23 protein-coding genes, 1 tRNA gene and 1 pseudogene are annotated in these 22,195 nt (G+C 60.2%); 16 read left to right on the top strand and 9 right to left on the bottom strand.

The features are described from left to right. Positions 1-20 precede the first annotated feature (20 nt). Positions 21-983, bottom strand: a complete 963-nt coding sequence (locus AKL25_RS17615) for an ABC transporter substrate-binding protein (protein ID WP_050479016.1) — start codon at positions 981-983, stop codon at positions 21-23. Positions 984-1,266: 283 nt separating this feature from the next. On the opposite strand from AKL25_RS17615, the gene ffh reads away from it, so the two are divergent. The 3 genes from ffh to AKL25_RS17635 all read left to right on the top strand — a co-directional run bounded on the left by ffh (position 1,267) and on the right by AKL25_RS17635 (position 4,175). Beyond that, complete coding sequence (ffh, locus tag AKL25_RS17620; protein WP_050479017.1) at positions 1,267-2,634, top strand: signal recognition particle protein; 1,368 nt, start codon at positions 1,267-1,269, stop codon at positions 2,632-2,634. 358 nt (positions 2,635-2,992) lie between these two features. Next, positions 2,993-3,457 carry an SWIB/MDM2 domain-containing protein gene (locus AKL25_RS23830; protein ID WP_083444766.1) on the top strand — a complete coding sequence of 155 codons (465 nt, stop codon included), beginning with the start codon at positions 2,993-2,995 and terminating at the stop codon, positions 3,455-3,457. Between the two features lie 25 nt (positions 3,458-3,482). Continuing rightward, a complete protein-coding gene (locus AKL25_RS17635) occupies positions 3,483-4,175 on the top strand; it encodes a hypothetical protein (protein ID WP_240475786.1) in 693 nt (230 codons plus the stop codon). A 213-nt stretch (positions 4,176-4,388) separates the two neighbouring features. Here AKL25_RS17635 and AKL25_RS17640 read toward each other — a convergent pair whose 3' ends face one another. The 3 genes from AKL25_RS17640 to AKL25_RS24690 all read right to left on the bottom strand — a co-directional run bounded on the left by AKL25_RS17640 (position 4,389) and on the right by AKL25_RS24690 (position 7,114). Next, on the bottom strand, positions 4,389-4,991 hold the full coding sequence (locus AKL25_RS17640) for a lytic transglycosylase domain-containing protein (RefSeq protein WP_050479020.1): 603 nt from the start codon (positions 4,989-4,991) through the stop codon (positions 4,389-4,391). Positions 4,992-5,014: 23 nt separating this feature from the next. Further along, positions 5,015-6,739 (bottom strand): proline--tRNA ligase, encoded by a 1,725-nt coding sequence (locus AKL25_RS17645; protein ID WP_050479021.1) that lies wholly within the window; start codon positions 6,737-6,739, stop codon positions 5,015-5,017. A 177-nt stretch (positions 6,740-6,916) separates the two neighbouring features. Continuing rightward, a complete protein-coding gene (locus AKL25_RS24690; RefSeq protein WP_240475792.1) occupies positions 6,917-7,114 on the bottom strand; it encodes a hypothetical protein in 198 nt (65 codons plus the stop codon). Between AKL25_RS24690 and AKL25_RS17650 the strand changes: the two genes are divergently transcribed. Both AKL25_RS17650 and AKL25_RS17655 read left to right on the top strand, forming a co-directional pair. Further along, positions 7,031-7,588: an RNA pyrophosphohydrolase gene (locus AKL25_RS17650; RefSeq protein WP_240475788.1), complete on the top strand. Its 558-nt coding sequence runs from the start codon at positions 7,031-7,033 to the stop codon at positions 7,586-7,588. The genes AKL25_RS24690 and AKL25_RS17650 overlap by 84 nt on opposite strands. A 5-nt stretch (positions 7,589-7,593) precedes the next feature. Continuing rightward, positions 7,594-8,166: a CNP1-like family protein gene (locus tag AKL25_RS17655; RefSeq protein WP_050479090.1), complete on the top strand. Its 573-nt coding sequence runs from the start codon at positions 7,594-7,596 to the stop codon at positions 8,164-8,166. Positions 8,167-8,241: 75 nt separating this feature from the next. On the opposite strand, the gene proB is transcribed toward AKL25_RS17655, so the two are convergent. The 4 genes from proB to rplU form a co-directional block, all read right to left on the bottom strand. Further along, on the bottom strand, positions 8,242-9,360 hold the full coding sequence (gene proB / locus AKL25_RS17660; protein ID WP_050479023.1) for a glutamate 5-kinase: 1,119 nt from the start codon (positions 9,358-9,360) through the stop codon (positions 8,242-8,244). 110 nt (positions 9,361-9,470) lie between these two features. Continuing rightward, on the bottom strand, positions 9,471-10,580 hold the full coding sequence (gene cgtA / locus AKL25_RS17665; protein WP_050479024.1) for an Obg family GTPase CgtA: 1,110 nt from the start codon (positions 10,578-10,580) through the stop codon (positions 9,471-9,473). A 410-nt stretch (positions 10,581-10,990) separates the two neighbouring features. Beyond that, complete coding sequence (gene rpmA, locus AKL25_RS17670) at positions 10,991-11,260, bottom strand: 50S ribosomal protein L27 (RefSeq protein ID WP_050479025.1); 270 nt, start codon at positions 11,258-11,260, stop codon at positions 10,991-10,993. 35 nt (positions 11,261-11,295) lie between these two features. Continuing rightward, positions 11,296-11,607 (bottom strand): 50S ribosomal protein L21, encoded by a 312-nt coding sequence (rplU, locus tag AKL25_RS17675; protein WP_007878066.1) that lies wholly within the window; start codon positions 11,605-11,607, stop codon positions 11,296-11,298. A 271-nt stretch (positions 11,608-11,878) separates the two neighbouring features. On the opposite strand from rplU, the gene ispB reads away from it, so the two are divergent. The 11 genes and pseudogenes from ispB (at position 11,879) to yacG (ending at position 21,497) form a co-directional block, all read left to right on the top strand. Further along, a complete protein-coding gene (gene ispB, locus AKL25_RS17680; RefSeq protein ID WP_050479026.1) occupies positions 11,879-12,868 on the top strand; it encodes an octaprenyl diphosphate synthase in 990 nt (329 codons plus the stop codon). A gap of 22 nt (positions 12,869-12,890) precedes the next feature. Continuing rightward, a tRNA-Pro gene (locus AKL25_RS17685) sits at positions 12,891-12,967 on the top strand. A 196-nt stretch (positions 12,968-13,163) separates the two neighbouring features. Continuing rightward, positions 13,164-14,063, top strand: a complete 900-nt coding sequence (locus AKL25_RS17690; protein ID WP_050479027.1) for a LysR family transcriptional regulator — start codon at positions 13,164-13,166, stop codon at positions 14,061-14,063. A gap of 126 nt (positions 14,064-14,189) precedes the next feature. Beyond that, positions 14,190-14,738: a carbonic anhydrase gene (locus AKL25_RS17695; RefSeq protein ID WP_050479028.1), complete on the top strand. Its 549-nt coding sequence runs from the start codon at positions 14,190-14,192 to the stop codon at positions 14,736-14,738. A 190-nt stretch (positions 14,739-14,928) separates the two neighbouring features. Then, positions 14,929-16,230, top strand: coding sequence for an HlyC/CorC family transporter (locus AKL25_RS17700; protein WP_050479029.1), 1,302 nt, complete (start codon positions 14,929-14,931; stop codon positions 16,228-16,230). Positions 16,231-16,434: 204 nt separating this feature from the next. Then, positions 16,435-17,619, top strand: a pseudogene (locus AKL25_RS17705) (ATPase, T2SS/T4P/T4SS family); the annotation flags it as partial. Positions 17,620-17,638: 19 nt separating this feature from the next. After that, the gene (locus AKL25_RS17710; protein ID WP_050479030.1) at positions 17,639-18,865 is read left to right on the top strand and encodes a type II secretion system F family protein; all 1,227 of its coding nucleotides are present in this window, start codon (positions 17,639-17,641) and stop codon (positions 18,863-18,865) included. Further along, positions 18,865-19,746: a prepilin peptidase gene (locus AKL25_RS17715; protein WP_050479031.1), complete on the top strand. Its 882-nt coding sequence runs from the start codon at positions 18,865-18,867 to the stop codon at positions 19,744-19,746. Before AKL25_RS17710 ends, AKL25_RS17715 begins: the two co-directional genes overlap by 1 nt. 10 nt (positions 19,747-19,756) lie before the next feature. Continuing rightward, a complete protein-coding gene (gene coaE / locus AKL25_RS17720) occupies positions 19,757-20,392 on the top strand; it encodes a dephospho-CoA kinase (protein WP_050479032.1) in 636 nt (211 codons plus the stop codon). A 141-nt stretch (positions 20,393-20,533) separates the two neighbouring features. Beyond that, positions 20,534-21,289 (top strand): cell division protein ZapD, encoded by a 756-nt coding sequence (zapD, locus tag AKL25_RS17725; protein ID WP_050479033.1) that lies wholly within the window; start codon positions 20,534-20,536, stop codon positions 21,287-21,289. A gap of 19 nt (positions 21,290-21,308) precedes the next feature. Next, complete coding sequence (yacG, locus tag AKL25_RS17730; protein WP_050479034.1) at positions 21,309-21,497, top strand: DNA gyrase inhibitor YacG; 189 nt, start codon at positions 21,309-21,311, stop codon at positions 21,495-21,497. 47 nt (positions 21,498-21,544) lie between these two features. Here the strand turns inward: yacG and AKL25_RS17735 are convergent, their stop codons facing one another. After that, complete coding sequence (locus tag AKL25_RS17735) at positions 21,545-21,970, bottom strand: NUDIX domain-containing protein (RefSeq protein ID WP_050479035.1); 426 nt, start codon at positions 21,968-21,970, stop codon at positions 21,545-21,547. Positions 21,971-22,195: the final 225 nt, after the last annotated feature.

Genomic DNA, 22,195 nt, shown 5'->3' on the forward strand with positions numbered 1-22,195 from the left:
GGTCCTTTGGTGCTGATGGGTTACTTCAGATTCATGCTTTTCTTGGCCTGCTCCAGTAGATCGGTCTTTACCCAATCCTTGGCGACAGGCGGCTTGGCCATCTTGCCGGTGCCGTACTTGGCCATGGTGTCGGTGGTGATCTGGATGTGCTCGGGCGTGATGTCATAGGCGTAAGGCGAGTTGCCGATGGCGTCGTAGAAATCTTCCTTGGAGATCTGGTTCTTGAAGATGACTTCGCGCACGTATTTCTCGGCGGTTTCCTTGTTGTCCATGAAGGTCTTGGTAGCTTCCAGGAAGCAGCGCATGAACTTCTCGGCCAGCGGACGCTTCTCTTTATAGAACTTCTCGGTCATCACCATGGTGCGGACCGGCTCGCCGATCGGGGTGTCGTACGGCTTCATGACTTCCACGCCGAAACCCTTGTTGATGGCTTGCGAAGATTGCGGTTCGCTCTGCATCATGGCGTCGATATTCTTGCCCAGCAGCGCCTGATTGAGGTCGGCGAAGGCTAGGTAGACGATGGTCACGTCCTTGGAGGTCAGGCCGTTCTGGCCGAGCTCGGCGTCGAGCAGCACTTCATGGATACCGCCGCGGGTCACGCCGACCTTTTTACCCTTCAGGTCCTTGACCGACTTGATGCCGGAATCCTTGCCCGCCACCAGACGCGCACCGCCCTTGGCGAAACCGGCGACCACATAGATCGGCGCACCGTTGGCGCGGCCGGAGATGGCGGCTTCCGAGGCGGTAGTGCCGACATCGAGCTCGCCGGCGAGGATGCCTTGCATTACGTCAGGGCCTTTCGGGAAGACTTTTTCGTCGACCTTGATGCCGCACTTCGGAGCGATTTCCTTGATATAAGACACCGCACCGTAGTGGGCGAATTTGAGGTTGCCGAGGCGCACCGTTTCTTGCGCCGCCGCGTTCAGCGAAACTCCGGTTGCCAGAACAGCCATTGCAGCTGCCGCGATGAGTTGCTTGTTCATCTCTCTCTCCTTGTCGTTATGTTTGCGCCGCGAGCACAGTACGCCGCGGAGTTGATATGCGCCTTCCTCGTGGGAAGAACTGTCCATTCGATGCAACGCACTGTATACACAATTACGCCAGCGAGAACAATACCGTACTTTCCCCTACTCCTGCTGGCGCCATTGCCGAGATCGGCGCTGCCGGCCTGCCCGATCAGGTAAAATGGCTGTTTACTCCACGGCTTTCGCCCGGTTTTACCGGCGCCCCTGCCGCCCTTATTTTCTCAAGTTTAAACGGTTCATCATGCTCGACAATCTGACCCAACGCCTTGCCAAAGTCGTCAAAACCATGCGCGGCGAGGCGCGCCTGACCGAATCCAACACCGCCGAGATGCTGCGCGAAGTGCGTCTGGCGCTGCTCGAGGCCGACGTCGCCCTGCCCGCCGTGCGCGAATTCATCGCCAAGGTCAAGGAAAAAGCCCTCGGCGAAGAAGTCATCGGCTCGCTGACCCCCGGCCAGGCGCTGGTCGGCGTGGTCCAGCGCGAACTGGCCAGCCTGATGGGCGCCGACCTCGGCGCGGAAGCATCGCAGCTCAACTTCGCCACCCAGCCGCCGGCGATCATCCTGATGGCCGGTCTGCAGGGTGCGGGTAAAACCACCACCGTCGGCAAGCTCGCCAAGTACCTGCGCGAGAACAAGAAGAAAAAGGTTCTGACCGTTTCCGCCGACGTCTATCGTCCGGCCGCGATCGGCCAGCTCGAAACCGTGACCGGCCAGGCCGGCGCGGATTTCTTCCCGACCAAAACCACCGACAAGCCGGTCGACATCGCCCTGGCCGCGCTCGATTACGCCAAGCGCCATTTCCATGACGTCCTGATCATCGACACCGCCGGCCGCCTCGGCATCGACGAAGCGATGATGCAGGAAATCAGCGCCGTGCACGCCGCCGTCAAGCCGATCGAAACCCTGTTCGTGGTCGACGCCATGCTCGGCCAGGACGCCATCAACACCGCCAAAGCCTTCAGCGACGCACTGCCGCTGACCGGCATCGTGCTGACCAAGCTGGACGGCGACTCGCGCGGCGGCGCCGCGCTGTCGGTGCGCCACATCACCGGCAAGCCGATCAAATTCGCCGGCGTGGCGGAAAAACTGGACGGCCTGGAAGCCTTCGATCCGAGCCGCATGGCCAACCGTATCCTCGGCATGGGCGACATCCTGGCGCTGGTCGAAGAAGCGCGCAAAGGCGTCGACGTCGCGGCGGCGCAAGATCTGGCGCAAAAGATCAAGAGCGGCGGCAAGTTCGACCTCAACGACTTCAAGGCCCAGCTGGGCCAGATGAAGAAGATGGGCGGCATGGCCGGCCTGCTCGACAAGCTGCCGGCGCAGATGCAGCAAGCCGCCGGCAACGCCAACATGGACCAGGCTGAAAAGCAGGTGCGCCGCATGGAAGGCATGATCAACTCGATGACGCTGCAGGAACGCGCCAAGCCGGAACTGATCAAGGCCACGCGCAAGCGCCGCATCGCCGCCGGCGCCGGCGTCCAGGTGCAGGAAGTCAACCGCATGCTGGCCCAGTTCGAGCAAATGCAAACGATGATGAAAAAGCTCAAGGGCGGCGGCATGATGAAGATGATGCGCAGCATGAAGGGCATGATGCCCGGCATGCGTTAGAAGCGGCCCGCGATCCTGCTGCGAGGCCATGATCCGGCAGCGGGCGGTGCTCGGAATCCCCCTGTACTAAAGTACCCTCCAAGGGTTACGCAATTGAGCTCCGCTCCGTCCGCTACCGGCTGATGGCCTTTCGCTACAGATCGCGGACAGCTTCCGATAAGGGCGAAAGCCGCTCCAGGCGGCTTTTCGAGAGGGTTGAAGCAGTTTTTTGAAGTTGTCGTGGTTTATAGCGTGTTTTCCCTCTGAAAACCGCTAAAAAACACTTGCATCGCCGGGAAAACCGCACCACTATTGTCGGTGCGTGATTTGCGCATTCAACTCTTTCCTTGCTTTGATCCCTTATTAAGGAGGCTTACAGATGGCCACAGCCAAAAAACCCGCAGCCGCAGCGAAGAAGCCCGTAGCAAAAGCAGCACCGAAAGCAGCACCGAAGAAAGCAGTCGCAGCACCGAAAAAGGCAGCAGCTCCAAAGGCCGCCGCCAAGCCAGCAGCAAAAGCAGCCGCTCCAAAGAAAGCCGCAGCACCAAAAGCAGCCGCCAAGCCAGCAGCAGCAAAGAAACCAGCAGTCAAGCGCACTCCCAACGCCGCATTCATGAAGCCGCTGACACCGTCGGCAGCACTGGCTGAAGTCGTCGGCGCCAAACCTCTGCCACGTACTGAAGTCACCAAGAAGGTGTGGGAATACATCAAGAAACACAAACTGCAAAACCCCGAAAACAAGCGCAACATCGACGCAGATGACAAGCTGAAGGTTGTGTTCGGCGGCAAGAAACAGGTATCGATGTTTGAAATGACCAAGCTGATTTCCGGCCATTTGAAATAAGCAATACAGGTTTTTGCAGACTTGCTTGCAAAACAAAAACGCCCGCATCGCGCGGGCGTTTTTGTTTTCTGAGGATAGCTTTTCAGCAATGATCGTTGCGCTGCGACCAGCGCCGCATCGACAATCGCATTACGACTACAGAGGACAATCTCCCACGCCGACAGTGCTTTCCTACAGGGTGGCGATATCGCTGTCGCCGGGTGAACTTTGCCGTTTTTATCAGGGTCTAGATTGCACGGACGTTTCCCGAAAGGACACCAGCATGACATTTCCCGATCAGAACATTGCTCACAGTAGCCAAGCTCTCCATCATCCCGCCTTGCACAAGACAGTCGCCATGCTGAGCGTTGCCGCTGCCGGCCTGCTGATCGCCGGCAGCGCTTTTGCAGCAGGCGCCGGCGGCAAGAGCAACGCCGAACTGGACGCGCAATATCAGCGCGAAAAGGCGGTCTGCACCAGCGGCCAGTCAAACCAGGACAAGGCCACCTGTCTTCGCGAAGCCGGTGCAGCCTATCAGCAGGCAAAACAAGGCAGCCTGCAGACCAACCAGTCTCAGCAATACAGCCAGAACGCCGTCGAACGTTGCAAGTCCCTGCCGACACAAGATCAGATGGATTGCCAGCGCCGCATCGACAATCCCACCGAGGTTGAAGGCAACGCGCGGTCCGGCGGCATCCTGCGCAAGGACGTGACGGTGGTGCCGGCAACATCGCAATAGGACATCGCCACACGCGTGTGACAGGCAACAGCTGAGTCGCCACAGACACGCATCGCTTCATCACGGCACGCCCACGGACTAGCGACGCCGACGGAGGGAATCAACGCAAGGCAGGAACGCGGAGATTCCCTCTTTTTCTTTGGTGCCTCTCTGCTTTCCTCTCGGCGGCAGAGACATCCTGATCGCTACCTTGGAGAGCGTCGCGCAGTCACATCATTTGGCGGCATATTCCCATCGCTTCGCCGCCTTCAACACGGCGGTCGGATACTCCGGCAAGCCGCGGCTGCCGTTGTATTTTCCCAGCGCCATGAAGTAATCGCCGCCTTCCTGATCGAGATACAGACGCAGGATGGCGCAGCCGTAGCGCAGGTTGCTGCGCATGTGGAACAGCTTGCGCCGGTCGCCGTCGCCGATGGTGCGCGTCCAGAACGGCATGACTTGCATGTAGCCGGTGGCGCCCGCCGATGAGATCGCATACTTTCGGAACGCCGATTCGACCTGAATCAGCCCCAGCACCAGCGCCGGATCGAGCCCGGCCCGTTTGGCTTCATACCAGGCGCTTTCGAGAAATTCGATTCTTTCCTGGCGATCGTGCAGCGTGTCGGCAAGGCGCGCGGACATGTCGCCCAGCCAGTTGAGATAGGCGATGCGCTGTTCGATGTCATTGAATTGCGGCGTCGGCGGACGAGCGTCCGCCACCGCTTGCGCCAGGGCCAGTTTGACCGAATCGGCCAGGCGCTCTTCTTTTTGATTACCGGCGCGGGCGGACAGGTTTCCGCACCACGCCAGAATCAGCAGCAGGCACAGTGTGCGCATGCTTTACACAGCAGACCGTCAGATCAGGCCAGCTTGCCCTGGATGAACGCCAGCGCATCCGCCAGCGGCACCGGCGTTGCTGCCGTGTCGCGACGCCCCTGGTATTCGATCTGGCCGTCTTTCAGACCGCGATCGCCGATGACGATGCGATGCGGCACGCCGATCAGTTCCCAGTCTGCAAACATCGCGCCCGGACGTTCGCCGCGATCGTCCAGAATGACGTCGACACCGGCCGCCAGCAACGCGTCGTACAGCTTGTCGATTTCGGCCTTGACGGCTTCGCTGCGGTCGTAACCCATCGGGCACAGCACGACTTCGAACGGCGCCAGCGTGGCCGGCCAGATGATGCCCTTATCGTCGAAGTTCTGTTCGATGGCGGCGCCCAGGATGCGGGTGATGCCGATGCCGTAGCAGCCCATTTGCAGCGGCTGCGGCTTGCCGGCTTCGTCGAGGTAGGTCGCCTTCATCGACTCGGAATACGCAGTGCCGAGCTGGAACACGTGGCCGACTTCGATGCCGCGCTGGATCGCCAGCACGCCCTTGCCGTCCGGCGAGGCATCGCCTTCGACGACGTTGCGAAGGTCGGCGACGACAGGCTCGGGCAGATCGCGGCCCCAGTTGGCGCCGGTGTAGTGGAAATCCGCTTCATTGGCGCCGCAGACGAAGTCGCTCATGCTGGCGACGGTGCGGTCGGCCACGACCTTGACCGGCTTCCTGGTGCCGATCGGGCCGAGGTAACCCGGCGGCGTGCCGAACCATTCAACGATTTCGGCCTCGTTGGCGAAACGATAATTGGCAAGACCTGGAATCTTGCCGGCTTTGACTTCATTCAACTCGTGATCGCCGCGCAGCAACAGCAGCCAGACTTCCTTGTCTTCCGGCTTGTCTTTCTCAACGGTCAGCACGATGGACTTGATGGTGCGCTCCAGCGGCAGCTTCAGCAACTCGGCCACGGCTTCGCACTTGGCCTTGCCCGGCGTCGCGGTCTTGCTCAGCGCTTCGGCGGCAGCGCCGCGGGTGGCGTTGACGGCCACGGCTTCGGCGGCTTCCATGTTGGCGGCGTAGTCGGAAGTCGGGCAGTACACCAGCGCGTCTTCGCCGGTGGCGGCGATGACGTGGAATTCGTGTGAGCCGGAACCGCCGATGGCGCCGTTGTCGGCGGCCACGGCGCGGAACTGCAGGCCGAAGCGGGTGAAGACGCGGACGTAGGCGTCATACATGATCTGGTAGGACTTCTTCAGGCCGTCGACATCGCGGTCGAAGGAATAAGCGTCCTTCATGGTGAATTCGCGACCGCGCATCAGGCCGAAACGCGGACGGCGCTCGTCGCGGAATTTGGTCTGGATATGATAGAAGTTGACCGGCAACTGCTTGTAGCTGCGCAATTCGGTGCGTGCCACGTCGGTGACCACTTCTTCCGAGGTCGGCTGGATCGCGAAATCGCGGCCATGGCGATCCTTCACGCGCATCAGCTCAGGCCCCATCTTGTCCCAGCGGCCGGTTTCCTGCCACAGCTCGGCCGGCTGGACCACCGGCATCAACAGCTCGACGGCGCCGGAACGGTTCATTTCTTCGCGCACGATCGCTTCCACCTTGCGGATCACGCGCAGGCCCATCGGCATGTAGGTATAGATGCCGGAGCCGAGCCGCTTGATCATACCGGCCCGCATCATCAGCTTGTGGCTGACGATTTCGGCGTCGGAAGGAGCTTCTTTCAAGGTGGAAATAAAAAATCGGGAGGCGCGCATGACGATGAGTTCTTTTTAAAAGAGGAAGGTTATAATCAACGTAATTTTAAAGGATTAGCTGGCTGATGCGCCCACTCTTTGCACAATTGATCGCTGTTTCACGCACATCTCATGCAGATGTGCGGGCACCTGATGCATCCGATGCCGCACCCGATGCAGGTGAGCACCGCCAATGATTTAGCCGTTGGCGGCGTAGACCGGATTGGGCAAGAGAGGAAGCCCTGCCGCAGAAAGTTTTGAGGTACCAATATGCTGGATCGAGAAGGCTTCCGCCCGAACGTCGGCATCATCCTGCTTAACGCCCAGAATGAGGTATGGTGGGGCAAGCGGGTTAAGGAACATTCGTGGCAATTTCCGCAAGGCGGAATCAAACATGGCGAAACTCCGGAACAAGCGATGTTTCGCGAGCTGGAAGAAGAAATCGGCCTGAAAGCGGAACACGTCAAGATCATCGGTCGCACCCGCGACTGGCTGCGCTATGAGGTTCCGGATCATTTCATCAAGCGTGAAATCCGCGGCCATTATCGCGGGCAAAAACAAATCTGGTTCCTGCTGCGCATGGTCGGACGCGATTGCGACGTCAACCTGCGCCTGACGTCGCACCCCGAGTTCGACGCCTGGCGCTGGCACGACTATTGGGTGCCGCTGGACGTGGTCATCGAGTTCAAGCGCGACGTGTATCAGCAGGCGCTCAAGGAATTGTCGCGCTTCCTGGCCCGCCCGCAGACCACGCATCGCCGCCCCGACGGCCAGGGCCAGTCCAAGAATGGACAGCCGTCATCCGATCATCCAGGCAATGCTCAGCAGGCAGATCCTTGCGAGTCTGCCACTCCGCCCACCACTAAGTGAACTTCATGCCCCAACGCTTCTGGAATACCTTTGCTTCACGCCGGCTTGCCCGCGCTCTGACTGCCGGTCTGCTGCTGTGCTCGGCTTCGCTCAGCTTCGCTCAGCAGCTCGGCACCTTCGACGAAGAATTCGACGATGAAGAAAAGCCATGGCAGGAAATTGCCGTGCAGCTGCCGCCGAATCCTTTGCAAGAAAATCTGGCCGAGTTCTATGTCGGCCCGACCACGTTGTCGAAATCGTATGTCGACCTCAAATCGCTGACCGTCGGTAGCGACAATGTCGTGCGCTACACCATGGTGACAAGGACTGACGGCGGCGCAACCAACATCGTCTATGCCGGTATCCGCTGCGAAACCTATGAGGTGAAGTGGTACGCCTTCGGTCACGCCGACGGCAAGTGGTCGCGTTCGCGCCAGGACAAATGGACCCGGATCAAGGACGCCGGCGCCAATCGCCAGGATGCAGCACTGTACAAGAGCTATCTCTGTGAAAGCGGTATGCTGGCCGGCAATCAGAAGACCATCTATGAACGCCTGCGCACTAATCGCATGCTGGATCCGGCACGCGACAGCCGCTAAAACACGAAGACCATGCAAAACGGGCGCAGCTGAACACTGCGCCCGTTTTGTTTTCGGCTCCGGATTCTTACAGAATCAGAGCAGCACCAGATTGTCGCGATGGATCAGCTCTGGCTCTTCCACAAACCCCAAAATGGAAAGAATCTCGGAAGATGGATGGCGCACGATGCGTCGCGCATCCGAGCTGGCGTAGTTGCTGATACCGCGCGCAATCGCCTTGCCGGCAGCATCCACGCAAGTGATGACGTCGCCGCGGCCGAATTCGCCGCCGACTTCGGTCACGCCGATCGGCAACAGGGACTTGCCTTCCGCCGTCAATTTTTGCACGGCGCCGTTGTCCAGCACCACGCGGCCTGCGGTCTGCAAATGATCCGCCATCCATTGCTTGCGCGCGGTCAGTTGCGCGGTCTGTGCGGTGAGCTGGGTACCGATGGCTTCGCCGGCGGCCAGACGGCTCAGTACACGGTCTTCACGCCCCCAGGCGATCACGGTGTGCGCGCCGGATGTCGCGGCGCGTTTGGCCGCCAGAATCTTGGTCAGCATGCCGCCGCGGCCGATGCCGGTGCCGGCGCCGCCGGCCATGGCTTCCAGCGACAAATCGCCGGCCTTGGCTTCATGGACGAATTGCGCATCCGGGTCGCGACGCGGATCGGCCGTGTAGAGGCCGCGCTGGTCGGTCAGGATGATCAGCGCATCGGCTTCGATCAGGTTGGCGACGAGCGCACCGAGCGTGTCGTTGTCGCCGAATTTGATTTCATCGGTGACGACCGTATCGTTTTCATTGATGATGGGGACGACGCCGAATTGCAGCAGCGTAAACAGCGTCGAGCGCGCATTCAGATAACGCTCGCGGTCGGCGAGGTCGGCATGCGTGAGCAACACTTGCGCTGTGCCGAGCTGATGCGCGCGGAAACTGGTTTCGTAGATTTGCGCCAGGCCCATCTGGCCGACGGCGGCGCAGGCCTGCAATTCGTGCACGCCGGTCGGGCGGCGCTCGAAGCCGAGGCGCTGCATGCCTTCGGCGATGGCGCCGGAGCTGACCAGCACCACTTCCTTGCCCAGCGTGCGCAAGTGCGCAATTTGCTCAGCCCATTTGGCGATGGCGGCGGCATCCAGGCCTTTGCCATCATTTGTCACGAGCGATGAACCAACTTTGATGATCAGCCGCTTGGCTTGTTGTATCACGGAATGCATGTCGTCAGAGGAAGATGAACCGGGCCGGAAAATTCAAATGTCCGCCGCACCGATGGTGTCGACGGACATGTATCGAGAACAAGATAGTAAACGATTTACTGCCGGATAGATCAGTCGAGAACCTTGAAGCGCGGATCATCCGGATCGATGGAAGAAATGCCGCGGGCTTCTTCGGTCATCTGGGTTTCTTCGGCGCGGTGTTCCTGATTGCGCTTGGTTTCCAGATAGCCGTAGATTTCCGTGATCAGGTCTTCGCAACCTTCGCGGGTCAGCGCGGAAATTTCGAATACCGGGCCCTTCCAGCCGAAACGCTTGACGAAATCCTTGACGCGTTTGGCGCGCTCGGCTTCCGGCACGACGTCGAGCTTGTTGAGCACCAGCCAGCGCGGCTTCTCGAACAGGGAGTCGTCGTACTTTTGCAATTCCTTGACAATGGCCTTGGCTTCCTTGACCGGATCGACGGTGTCTTCGAACGGCGCCAGGTCAACGATGTGCAGCAGCAAACCGGTGCGCTGCAAGTGGCGCAGGAACTGCACGCCCAGACCGGCGCCGTCGGCGGCGCCTTCGATCAGACCCGGAATGTCGGCGATGACGAAGCTTTTTTCATGGCTCACACGCACCACGCCCAGATTCGGGTGCAAGGTGGTAAACGGATAGTCGGCGATCTTCGGACGCGCGTTCGAGACGGCGGAAATGAAGGTCGACTTGCCGGCATTCGGCATGCCCAGCAGACCGACGTCAGCCAGCACTTTCAATTCCAGTTTCAGTTCGCGGCGCTGGCCTTCCTTGCCTTCGGTCTTTTGACGCGGGGCGCGGTTGGTGGACGTCTTGAAATGGATGTTGCCCCAGCCGCCTTCGCCGCCTTGAGCCAGCAGCACGACCTGTTCGTGCTCGGTCAGGTCGGCGATATGTTCGCCGGTGACGTTGTCCACGATCAGGGTGCCCACCGGCATGCGCAGGAAAATATCGTCGGCGCCTTTGCCGTAGCAATCGGAGCCTCGGCCGTTTTCGCCATTGCGCGCCTTGTGCAGCTTGGAATAACGATAGTCGATCAGGGTGTTGACGTTACGGTCGCCCACGGCCCAGATACTGCCGCCCTTGCCGCCGTCGCCGCCGTCAGGGCCGCCGAACGGGCGGAATTTTTCACGGCAAAAACTGGCGACGCCGTTGCCGCCATCGCCTGCGATCAGTTCGATCTTTGCTTCGTCGATAAACTTCATGATTGTTACCGCTAACTTAAAAAATAAGAAGCTCTGCTTAAATAACCTGGCAAGCGGTAAGCATCAATGAAGACCGGTCGCCGGAGACAGTGCCCGAACGGCGGTGGCGCCTCAATTACCAATAAGGGGCCACGAGATCGGAACACGGGTAGCTTAGGCAGAGATTCCTGAAGCTACAAGTACAGCCGCGTCAGCCGTGCCGCCGGTCACAAAGATGACCCGAACGGAGGCCCTGCGCGCTGCAGGATGAATACAAAACAGACAAGCTTAAAACTAAAAAAGGCTCCACCAGAGGCAGAGCCTTAAACAACTTTTGCTAAGGCTTGCGCCCTATGTACCGCATGTACCTTATGTAGTCACTGATGTGCAGGACTCAAGTCGAAACCGGGTTATAAAACCCAGTTTACAACTTAAGCTGCTGCAGCTGCAGCAACAACAGTAACGTACTGACGCTTCGCAACGCCCTTGATCACGAACTGGACTTTACCTTCTGTCAATGCAAACAGAGTGTGGTCCTTGCCCATGCCGACGTTTTCACCAGGATGAACCTTGGTGCCGCGTTGACGAATGATGATGCCGCCAGCGTTGATCGCTTGACCGCCATAGACCTTGACGCCGAGTCGTTTCGACTCTGAATCACGGCCGTTGCGCGTAGTGCCGCCGCCTTTTTTATGTGCCATTTAATGACTCCTTGTATCTAGTTTGACCTGCGCTATTAAGCGTTGATCGAGACGATTTGCAGTTCGGTGTAGTTCTGGCGATGGCCTTGACGCTTCTGATAATGCTTACGACGACGCATTTTGAAGATCTTGACCTTGTCGTGGCGACCCTGCGCTATGACAGTAACCAGCACCGTTGCACCCTCGACCAAAGGCGCACCGAATTTAACGGTATCGCCTGCGCCCACTGCGAGCACTTGATCCAAAGTGATTTGGGAGCCAATGTCTGCCGGTATCTGTTCTACTTTAAGTTTTTCACCAGCAGCAACTTTGTATTGTTTGCCGCCGGTTTTTATGACCGCGTACATGTGAAACCTCATCGAATGAATGAAAAAATTTTCTTTTTCTCCCCGGCGACGGCCCTATGAAAAGCGGCTTTCGAATCGGGAAAACCTCCAATTATACATAGACTTAGCCCGCACGTCAAAAGGTCTTGACATTCCCGCGCAACACCGGAAGAAAATAGCAATACGGCAATTTCGCGCGCCGAAACCGCAAACCAATACATACGCCGGCGCACTTACCTTCACGCTTGTCATCGTATAATCACGACAATCTTGATTTTTCACAGGTTCAGCCTTGTCCGCCGCTCTCCAATCCGCTACGCCAAATTCCTTCATTGACCCGATAGCTGCCGACATGGGCGCGGTCAATACCGTTATTCGCCAGCAACTTTATTCCGAAGTCCCGCTGGTGAACCAGGTTGCCGAATACATCATCAGCGCCGGCGGCAAGCGCATCCGGCCAGTGCTGGTGTTGCTCATCGCCAATGCTTACTCTTATCAGGGCAATGCGCACCACGCGCTGGCGGCGGTGATCGAATTCATCCACACCGCGACGCTGCTGCACGACGACGTGGTGGATGAATCGTCGTTGCGCCGCGGCAAGCAAACCGCCAACGCGCTGTTCGGCAACGCCGCTTCGGTGCTGGTGGGCGACTTCCTGTACTCGCGCGCCTTTCAGATGATGGTTACGGTCGGCAACGCCCGCGTGATGCAAATCGTAGCCGACGCCACCAACGTGATCGCCGAGGGCGAAGTGCTGCAGTTGCTCAACATGCACAACCCGGACGTGAACGAAGCCGATTACCTGCGCGTGATCCGCTCCAAGACCGCCAAGCTGTTCGAAGCCGCGGCGCAACTGGGCGCGCTGATCGCCGGCGCCGACGAAGCCGGCATCGAAGCGGCCGGCGAATATGGCCGCTCGCTGGGCACCGCGTTCCAGTTGATCGACGACGTGCTGGACTATTCCGGCAACGCTGCCGAAATCGGCAAGAACGTCGGCGACGACTTGCGCGAAGGCAAACCGACCCTGCCGCTGATCTATCTGATGGAGAACGGCACGCCGGAACAACGCGAGCTGGTGCGCAGCTGTATCGAGAATGGCGACGAGCAGCATTTCGATCAGATTCTTGCCGCCATTACCAACTCGGGCGCACTGGATTACACGCGCCAGGAAGCGCAAAAAGCAAGCCGCCGCGCAAGCGATGCAATTGCCTCGCTGCCGGATAGCAAGTACAAAGATTCTTTGCTAGAATTATCCGCTTTCGCGGTGGACCGTAATCATTAATACAATTAACGATGCGGACAGTCGGGGTGTAGCTTAGCCCGGTAGAGCGCTACGTTCGGGACGTAGAGGCCGGAGGTTCGAATCCTCTCACCCCGACCAAAAATTCCGTCGTGATATGGAACAACAAAGCCCCTGCTAACGGGGCTTTGTCATTTCCGCCCTTTTTCGCCTGAAAAGCAGCGGCGACGCCTCCACCCGCCACCGCCCCTCCGGCCCTCATCCACCGCCGGCCTTCCAGGCAAGGCGTGCTAGGATTCATGATCCGGCAGCATTAATCGGCGCTTCAGGGGAAAACGTGACCGACGTCCAGACCTACAAGCTGTACTCCCGCGTAGCGCGACTGGGCAGCTTTTCCGCCGCCGCGCGCGAATGCGGCCTGGCGCAGTCGCAAGTGTCGCGCATGATCGCCGAGCTCGAAGCCAGCCTCGGCACGCGTCTGCTTGCCCGCACCACACGCGCCGTCACGCCCACGGAAGCGGGGACGGAATTCCTGTCCCGCATCGAATCCATTCTGGCCTCTATCGAAGACGCGGAAAACAGCATCCGCGAGGCCGGCGAACTGCGCGGAACGCTGCGCGTGGCCATGCCTTCCACGCTGGCCATACGCGTCATCCTGCCGCGCCTGGCGGCATTTACCGAACGCCACCCCAAACTGCAGATCGAAGTCATGCTGGACGACAAGCGCCAGGACATGGTCCGGGAGGCGGTAGACGTCGGCATTCGCGTCGGCCCGCTGTCCGATTTGCCCGGCACCGCCCGGCTCATCGGCACCATGCAACGCGTGATCGCCGCTTCGCCCGGCTACCTTGAACGTCACGGCACGCCGCGTCACCCGACCGACATCCTGCAGCACCGCATTGTCGGCGGCCCCGCCGGCGCGCACGCCACTTCCTGGCAATTCGAACAGCACGGCAAGCGAGAATCCATCGACGTACAGCCGCACGTATCGGTGAACGACACGGCCGGCGCACTGGCGGCGGCAATCGCCGGCCTGGGCATCATCTCCACCACGTCCTGGGCTTGCCGCATGGACGTCAGCAACGGCGCATTGACGCCCTTGCTGTCCGACTGGCAAATGGTGGATTTGCCGGTGCACGCCTATTTCCCCCTGGGCCGGGCCACGCGCATGGCGGCGCGCAGTTTTGTCGAATTCATTGAAACAGAATTTGCGCGGGACGAATTCCAACAGCGCTAATGCTGCAACAGCATAAGTCTTAGACAAAATCACCGGCTACCGCGGCTTCCCGAGCCAGGCAATACTGAATTCAGTTTCACGATTCAACACATTCAGTCTGCCAACTTCAAGGAAAGCATATCCATCATGGACTTTATTGAAACCCTCATCCAGCGCAACGCCGAATTTGCGACGACCGCTTTTTCAGCAGGCATGAAAATCCTGCCCTCCCGCCGCACCTTGATACTGGGCTGCGTCGATCCTCGCGTCGATCCCATGGACGTGCTCCAGCTGCAAGCGGGAGAAGCCGCCGTCATCCGCAACGTGGGCGGACGCGTCAATCCCTCGCTGCTGGAAACCATGTCCCTGCTGCGCACGGTGTCGAAGGCGGGCGGCGAGCCGATCGGCAGCGGCTGGAATTTCGTCGTTCTGCACCACACCAAATGCGGCATCGCCGGTTGCTATCGCCATGCCCCGGCTTTGCTGGCGCAGCATATGGGCGTAACCGAAGGAAAAGCGCTGGATGCGCTGGCGATCACGGATCCCTACGCCTCCGTCGCCATGGACGTCGCCGCCCTGAAAGCCAACCCGGACTTTGCCGACGATCTCCAGATCACCGGCCTGGTCTACGACGTCGATACCGGCCTGATCGAGGTCGTGGCGCCCACGGCGCCGGCGCGGACACCTGCGGCCTGAATGCTTGCCCCGGATGAACGGCATTTTCGCGTCGCGCAAATGCCAAATCGTCCGCCGCCGCGGCTAGCTGGTTTCAGGCAGAAGTGCTAAACTCTGCCGCTCGCTGTTCGACGCCTGCGCAGACAGGCCGGAAGTCGGCATCTTTTGCCGGTGAAAGCGAAAATCATATCAACTACCTTACGGTGACCCTTTGGATACCGTGCCCATATGGGTGCAAATTCTTGCACTGGCACTTCTGATTCTTTGCTCGGCTTTCTTTTCCATGACCGAGACCGCCCTGATGGCTGCCAACCGGCATCGCCTCAGGCATTTAGCCAAGCACGGCAACAGGCGTGCGATCACCATTCTCTGGCTGCTTGAACGCACCGACAAACTGCTGTCGCTGATCCTGATCGCCAATACCCTGATCAATGCGCTGGCGACGGCGCTGGTCACGGCGCTGGCGATTGCCGCTTTCGGCAACCATGAAAAGGTCATCACCATCGCCACCGCCTGCGTGGCCGGCCTGCTGATCATTTTTGCGGAAATCGTGCCGAAGATCATCGGCGCCACCTTTCCGGAACGCATCTCGCTGTTCACCAGCTACGTCCTCAAGCCGCTGATGGCGCTGGCCAAGCCCTTGCTGTGGGTGGTCAACATCATCGTGTCGTCGATTCTGCGCATCATGCACATCAAGGCCAGCGGCCGCTCCCACGACCAGCGCCTGTCGCCGGAGGAGTTGCGCTCCATCGTGCTGGAAGGCGGCAACTTCATCCCGCAAAAGCACAAGAGTATCCTGCTCAACCTGTTCGATCTGGAAAAAATCTCGGTGGAAGACGTGATGACCCCGCGCGCCCAGGTCGAAGCGCTGAACCTGTCGGTCTCCATCGAAGAGATCCGCCACCAGCTCGCCACCTGCTATCACAACAAGCTGCCGGTGTACGAAGGCGAAATCAACCAGATCGTCGGCATCCTGCACGTGCGCAAAGCCATCACGCTGTTCGGCCAGGACGAAGAGATTTCCAGCGAAGACATCCGTCCGCTGCTGAGCGCGCCCTACTTCATCCCCCAGGACACCGACGTCTTCACGCAATTGCAATACTTCCAGGAAAACCACGAGCGCCTGGGCATCATCGTCGACGAGTACGGCGAAGTGCAGGGCCTGGTGACACTGGAAGACATCATCGAAGAAATGATCGGAGAGTTCACCACCTCCGTTCCCGGCGCGGCGCGCGCCGACAGCTTCAGCTGGAACCAGGACGGCGAATGCCTGCTGGAAGGCGCCACCACCTTGCGCGACATCAACAAACGCCTCGGCCTGAGCCTGCCGCTGGACGGCCCCAAGACGCTCAACGGCCTGCTGCTGGAATGGCTGCGCGACATCCCGGAAGCCAATGTCTCGGTCAAGATCGCCGGCTGCATCATTGAAATCATCCAGGTGCAGAACCAGGCCATCAAGGTGGTCAAACTGATCGTGCCGAAAGGCATGAAAACGGCGAAAGCCGAACAATAACGATATACAAGAACGTTGCCCGTCTGCATGATCAAGCGCTTCCACTTCTTTCGCAACTCGCTGAGAAGTCCGTTGAACTTCACACATTCAAGGAAGCGCTCCGACATGGGCGGGCCAGCCTGACGCCGACGCATCCCCATGGCCCGCAGCGCCTCCGCCCCGGCCATGTCCCCATACACCACACCACCGGCTCAGTCCCCTCTCTCCGCCAGCCCCGACATTGACGACACGCCCGTCGTCCACTATCTGCAAAAGATCCTGCTCGACGCCATCAACCTCGGCGCCTCCGACCTGCATTTCGAACCGTTCGAGCAGTTCTATCGCATTCGCTTTCGCATCGACGGCCAGTTGCGCGACATCCTCGAACCGCCGCTGTCGATGAAAGACCGGCTGTCGTCACGCATCAAGATTCTCGCCAACCTCGACATCGCGGAGAAACGCGTGCCGCAGGACGGCCGCATGAAACTGGCGCTGACCAAGACACGCGCCATCGACTTCCGCGTCTCGACCCTGCCGACCCTGTTCGGCGAAAAAATCGTCATGCGCATCCTCGACGCCGGCCAGGCGCAGATGAACATCGATACGCTTGGCTACGATGCGGCGCAGAAAGCATTGCTGCTGCAAGCCATCCGCCGCCCTTACGGCATGGTGCTCATGACCGGTCCGACCGGTGCCGGCAAGACGGTGTCGCTGTATGCCTGCCTGAACCTGCTGAACCAGCCCGGCACGAATATCTCCACCGTTGAAGACCCCGCCGAAATCAACCTGCCCGGCATCAATCAGGTCAACGTCAACGAGCGCGCCGGGCTGACGTTTCCGGTAGCCCTGCGCGCCTTCCTGCGCCAGGATCCGGACATAGTCATGGTCGGCGAGATCCGCGACCTGGAAACCGCGGACATCGCCGTCAAGGCTGCGCAGACCGGCCATCTGGTGTTTTCCACGCTGCATACCAACGATGCGCCGTCGACGCTGACCCGGCTGATGAACATGGGCGTGCCGGCCTTCAACATCGCCTCCTCGGTGATCATGATCACGGCGCAACGGCTGGTGCGCCGCCTGTGCAGCTGCAAGCAGGCTGCCAACCTGCCGGTCGCCGCGCTGCGCGAGGCCGGTTTCGACGAAGCCGACGCGCAAGGCGGCTGGCCGCTGTATCGCGCTGCCGGTTGTCCGCGCTGCGGCAACAGCGGCTACAAAGGGCGCGTCGGCGTCTACCAGGTCCTGCCGGTCAGCCCAGCCATCGAGCAGCTCATCCTGGCGCATGCCTCGACGCTGGACATTGAGCTGCAGGCGCGCAAGGAAGGCGTGCTCAGCCTGCGGCAAGCCGGGCTGAAGAAGGTCAGGGAAGGCCTCACCAGCCTCGAAGAAATCCTCGCCTGCACCAATCTTTGACACCAGGAGCAAACGAAACATGGCGACCTCCCCGCAACGGCCCTCCTCCCGACCGCGCGAAACGCTGTATGCCTGGGAAGGCAAGGATCGCAGCGGCAGAACCATGCGCGGCGAAATGCCCGCCGGCGGCACGGCCGTCGTCAGCGCAATGCTGCGCCGCCAGGGCATCCGGGCGATGTCCATCAGAAAGAAGCGCATACAGCGCGAGCGCCGCATCGGCGCAAAGGAGCTGGCGCTCTTCACGCGCCAGCTGGCGACCATGCTCAAGGCCGGTGTGCCGCTGCTGCAGGCCTTCGGCATCGTCGAACGCAGCCAGGCCAATCCGGCGCTGGCGCGCCTGATCCATGCCCTGCGCGCCGACGTGGAAGGCGGCGCCAGCCTGAACCAGGCTTTCGCCCGCCATCCGCGCTATTTCAACGCGCTGTTCAGCAATCTGGTGGCCGCCGGCGAGCAAGCCGGCCTGCTGGACGAGGTGCTGGACAGTCTGGCTCACTATCAGGAAAAAACGCTGGCGCTCAGGAGCAAGGTACGAGCCGCTTTGACCTATCCGGCCGCGATCGTGACGGTGGCGTTGCTGGTGACTTCCATCATCATGATCTGGGTGGTGCCGACCTTCAAAGACGTGTTCAGCAGCTTTGGCGCCGAACTGCCGCTGCCGACGCGCATCGTGATCGCGCTGTCCGACTTCATGGCACGATATTGGTGGGTGCTGGCGGCGTTGCTAGGCGGCGGCATCGGCTGGACTCTGCACCTTTGGCGGCGTTCCGCCGATTGGCGCGCGCGGACCGACCGCGTTCTGCTCAGGTTGCCGGTTTTCGGCAAGCTCGTGCGCCACGCGACCATTGCGCGCTGGAGCCGCACGCTCGCCACCTTGTTCAGCGCCGGCATCCCGCTAATCGATGCCTTGCAGGCGGTGGGTGCGGCGGCCGGCAACGCTGTGTATGCCGACGCCACGACCGCCGTCCGGCAACAAGTCGCCGGGGGCGCCAGCCTGACGGCGGCGATTGAGCACACCCGGCTGTTTCCCGACATGGTCGGGCAGATGGTGGCCATCGGCGAAGAATCCGGCGCGCTCGACCGGATGCTGCTCAAAGTGGCCGACTTCTACGACATGGAAGTCACGGAAGCGGTCGCATCGCTCTCCAATCTCATGGAACCCTTTATCATGGTGGTCCTGGGCGTCGTCATCGGCGGCCTGGTCATTGCCATGTACCTGCCTATTTTCAAACTGGGATCCGTTATCTGATGCTGGACTCGCTGCTGGAACTGCTGACATCTGCCGATCTGCATCGCGGCGCCAGCCCGCTGGCCGCGCTGGTTGCAGCCGGCATCGGCCTGCTGATCGGCAGCTTTCTGAATGTCGTCATCCATCGCCTGCCGCAGATGATGCAGCGCGAAGCCGACAACTACCTGGCGCACGAAACCGGCAAAAGCGCCCCCCACACCGATCGCTACAACCTGCTGACGCCGCGCTCGGCATGCCCGCATTGCGCCGCACCGGTTGCCGCCGGATACAACGTCCCCGTGCTCGGCTACCTGCTGCTGCGCGGCCGCTGCGCCCGCTGCGAGGCGGCGATCTCGCCGCGCTATCCTTTGGTGGAAATTCTCAGCGCGCTCATGTCGGCCTGGCTGGGCTGGCGTTTCGGGCTGGGGACGACGGGCCTGGCAGGTCTGGCATTCGCTTATTTTCTGATCGCGCTGAGCGTCATCGATACACAAACCCAATTGCTGCCCGACAGCCTGACGTTGCCGCTGCTGTGGCTGGGCCTGCTGGTCAATCTGAACGGCGTCTTCACGCCGCTGGCTGACGCCGTGCTTGGCGCAGCCGCCGGGTACCTTGTTCTATGGGCAATTTACTGGGTATTCAAGCTCATCACCAACAAGGAAGGCATGGGCTACGGCGACTTCAAGCTGATGGCTGCGCTGGGCGCGTGGCTGGGCTGGCAGGCATTGCCGCTTGTCCTGCTGCTGGCGTCCAGCATGGGTGCCACCGCAGGCATCGCCATGGTGCTGATGAAACGCAAAACCGCTGACCAGACGCTGCCTTTCGGGCCGTATCTGGCAATAGCGGGTATGCTGATGCTGCTGTATGGCAAATCGTTCATGTATTTCGGAACGCTTCAATGATCGCTTCACGATGACCAACACCTCCTCCCCTTTTTCCATCGGCCTGACCGGCGGCATCGGCAGCGGCAAAACCACCGTCGCCAACCTGTTCGGCGACCTGGGCGCCGCCCTCGTCGATACCGACGCCATCGCCCATCAGCTGAGCGCGCCCGGCGGCGCGGCGATTGCGGCGATCCGCAGCGCATTCGGCGACGACTTCATCACCGCCGGGGGCGCCATGGATCGCGCCAAAATGCGCGCTCACGTCTTTGCCGATGCGCAGGCCAGAAAACAGCTGGAGTCCATCCTGCATCCGCTGATCCGCAGCGAAACCGCGCGCGCCGCCGCCGAAGCGCGCGGCGATTATCTGATCTTCGTCGTGCCGCTGCTGGTGGAATCGCAACAATGGCGCAACCGCACCTCGCGCATCCTCGTGGTCGACTGCAGCGAAGAGATCCAGATCAGCCGCGTCATGCAGCGCAACGCCATGCCCCGCGCGCAGGTCGAGGCCATCATGGCGGCCCAGGCGACACGCGCAGAACGGCTCGCCGCCGCCGACGACATCATCGAAAACAATCTCGATACGGCCGCATTGCTGCCGCAAATTGCAGCACTGCATGCACGCTATCTGTCGCTCGCAAAAACAAATAACGGTGATCATTTGTAATTTTCCGCTGCATGGGTCAGAATCACGTAAATTAAACGCGCTTTATCAATATCTGCAATATCTTCAGTATCGCTTCGATATTTCAAGACATATTCATAAAGCGCGTTGTCGAATCCGGTTCAACTTTAAAGGGACGCAGCTTTGATCGTTTACGAATACCCTTTCAACGAGCGTATTCGCACGCTGTTGCGGTTGGAGGATCTGCACGAGAAATTCGTGTTCTTCCTGCATCAGGAAAGCCCGCTGCAACATCATGTCGCCCTCTCTACTATTTTCGAGATGCTCGAAGTAGCAGGACGCGCCGACCTCAAATCCGATCTGCTGCAAGAACTGGAACGCCAGAAGCAAATCCTGCTGGCGTATCAGTCCAATCCCAACGTCGAACCCGACATGCTCAATGCGATCCTCGGCGAAGTCGATCGCGCCTGCGTCGCGCTGGCGGCCTCGCAGGGCCGGACCGGGCAGAACATCCGCGAAAACGAGTGGCTGATGAGCATCCGCGGCCGCACCATCATTCCCGGCGGCGCCTGCGAATTCGACTTGCCATCTTATTACGCCTGGCAGCAACGCACGCCGGAGCAGCGTTTCAACGATATTTCGAACTGGTTTGCACCGCTGGCGCCGCTGTTCGACGCCGTCACCATCGTCATGCGCCTGTTGCGCGAATCCGGCCACGCAGTCAAGATCAACGCCGACGGCGGTAGTTATCAGCAAATGCTGCAAGGGAAGATTTACCAGATGCTGCGCCTGGTGCTGGATGAAGAGTTGGGCGCGATTCCGGAAATTTCAGCGAACAAATACATGCTTTGGGTAAGATTCACCTCGCAGGATGGCGACATGAAACCCAAGGCGTTTGAAGGTGAAGTGCCGTTCGAACTGGCGCTTTGCGGTTTTTAAGGTTTTTGAGGTAGATGTAATGGCAACAATCGTCGACTGCCCCACTTGCGGCGCCAAGGTGGAATGGACTGAAAAGAACAAATTCCGTCCGTTCTGCTCGGAACGCTGCAAACAAATCGATCTCGGCGCATGGGCCGAAGAGAAGTACGCGATCCCTGCCGTCAACCTGCCACAGGAGCAGGAAGACGACAGCTCGTCGATGCAATAAACCTGGCGCCCAAGTCTGCCGCCTGAACTTCAGGCGGGCGAACTTCCTCAGTCCCGCAGCTTATCGATCCATTCAATCAGCGGTATCGTCGCCGGCAGCAAAGGCTCCACGTCGACGCTGCCCTGCCAGGCAAACGCCTGCCCTTCCAGACTTTGCGGCTCGCCGCGCCATTCCCGGCTGATGTAAAAATGCAAACGCACGTGCGCGTGCGGATAGACATGCTGCACGCCGCACCACGGCTCAGCCGAGACCACCTCGATACCGAGCTCTTCCAGAAACTCGCGCTTGAGCGCCTCCAGAATCGACTCCCCGCCCTCGACCTTGCCGCCCGGAAATTCCCAGTAACCCGCATACGGCTTGCCTTCCGGGCGCTGGCCCAGCAAGACATCGCCGTTCGGCTTCATCAGGATGCCGACGGCGACATCGATGGGAGCTGCGACCTGCGCCGCCGTTGTTTCGGATGCAACAGTCATAAGAGCGTGTTATGGATTATTTCCGCCCCCGCGCAGTGCCGGGAACGGGTTGGATGCAAGGCGCGACGACACGCCGTAGCGGTGCTACGGCACGAAGGAGCAACGCCGCAGACGACCCGTTCCCGGCGCTGCCCGGAGGGTTCGGATGAAAAGGGCACATTGCGGCGTTGCGGCGCTTGCGCAGGGAACCACCCTGCGCGGCGCACCGCGCCTTGCACTGCATCC

This window comes from Herbaspirillum rhizosphaerae (assembly GCF_001189965.1).
Lineage (GTDB): Bacteria > Pseudomonadota > Gammaproteobacteria > Burkholderiales > Burkholderiaceae_D > Herbaspirillum > Herbaspirillum rhizosphaerae.

Excerpts from the sequence above, each read along its gene's own strand:
- ffh (WP_050479017.1), top strand. The coding sequence starts at position 1,267 with ATGCTCGACAATCTGACCCAACGCCTTGCCAAAGTCGTCAAAACCATG.
- AKL25_RS17615 (WP_050479016.1), bottom strand. The coding sequence starts at position 983 with ATGAACAAGCAACTCATCGCGGCAGCTGCAATGGCTGTTCTGGCAACC.
- AKL25_RS17695 (WP_050479028.1), top strand. The coding sequence starts at position 14,190 with ATGGACTTTATTGAAACCCTCATCCAGCGCAACGCCGAATTTGCGACG.
- AKL25_RS24690 (WP_240475792.1), bottom strand. The coding sequence starts at position 7,114 with ATGTTTGATTCCGCCTTGCGGAAATTGCCACGAATGTTCCTTAACCCG.
- AKL25_RS17655 (WP_050479090.1), top strand. The coding sequence starts at position 7,594 with ATGCCCCAACGCTTCTGGAATACCTTTGCTTCACGCCGGCTTGCCCGC.
- AKL25_RS17735 (WP_050479035.1), bottom strand. The coding sequence starts at position 21,970 with ATGACTGTTGCATCCGAAACAACGGCGGCGCAGGTCGCAGCTCCCATC.
- AKL25_RS17715 (WP_050479031.1), top strand. The coding sequence starts at position 18,865 with ATGCTGGACTCGCTGCTGGAACTGCTGACATCTGCCGATCTGCATCGC.
- rpmA (WP_050479025.1), bottom strand. The coding sequence starts at position 11,260 with ATGGCACATAAAAAAGGCGGCGGCACTACGCGCAACGGCCGTGATTCA.
- yacG (WP_050479034.1), top strand. The coding sequence starts at position 21,309 with ATGGCAACAATCGTCGACTGCCCCACTTGCGGCGCCAAGGTGGAATGG.
- proB (WP_050479023.1), bottom strand. The coding sequence starts at position 9,360 with ATGCATTCCGTGATACAACAAGCCAAGCGGCTGATCATCAAAGTTGGT.
- rplU (WP_007878066.1), bottom strand. The coding sequence starts at position 11,607 with ATGTACGCGGTCATAAAAACCGGCGGCAAACAATACAAAGTTGCTGCT.
- AKL25_RS17710 (WP_050479030.1), top strand. The coding sequence starts at position 17,639 with ATGGCGACCTCCCCGCAACGGCCCTCCTCCCGACCGCGCGAAACGCTG.
- coaE (WP_050479032.1), top strand. The coding sequence starts at position 19,757 with ATGACCAACACCTCCTCCCCTTTTTCCATCGGCCTGACCGGCGGCATC.
- AKL25_RS23830 (WP_083444766.1), top strand. The coding sequence starts at position 2,993 with ATGGCCACAGCCAAAAAACCCGCAGCCGCAGCGAAGAAGCCCGTAGCA.
- AKL25_RS17645 (WP_050479021.1), bottom strand. The coding sequence starts at position 6,739 with ATGCGCGCCTCCCGATTTTTTATTTCCACCTTGAAAGAAGCTCCTTCC.
- AKL25_RS17640 (WP_050479020.1), bottom strand. The coding sequence starts at position 4,991 with ATGCGCACACTGTGCCTGCTGCTGATTCTGGCGTGGTGCGGAAACCTG.
- cgtA (WP_050479024.1), bottom strand. The coding sequence starts at position 10,580 with ATGAAGTTTATCGACGAAGCAAAGATCGAACTGATCGCAGGCGATGGC.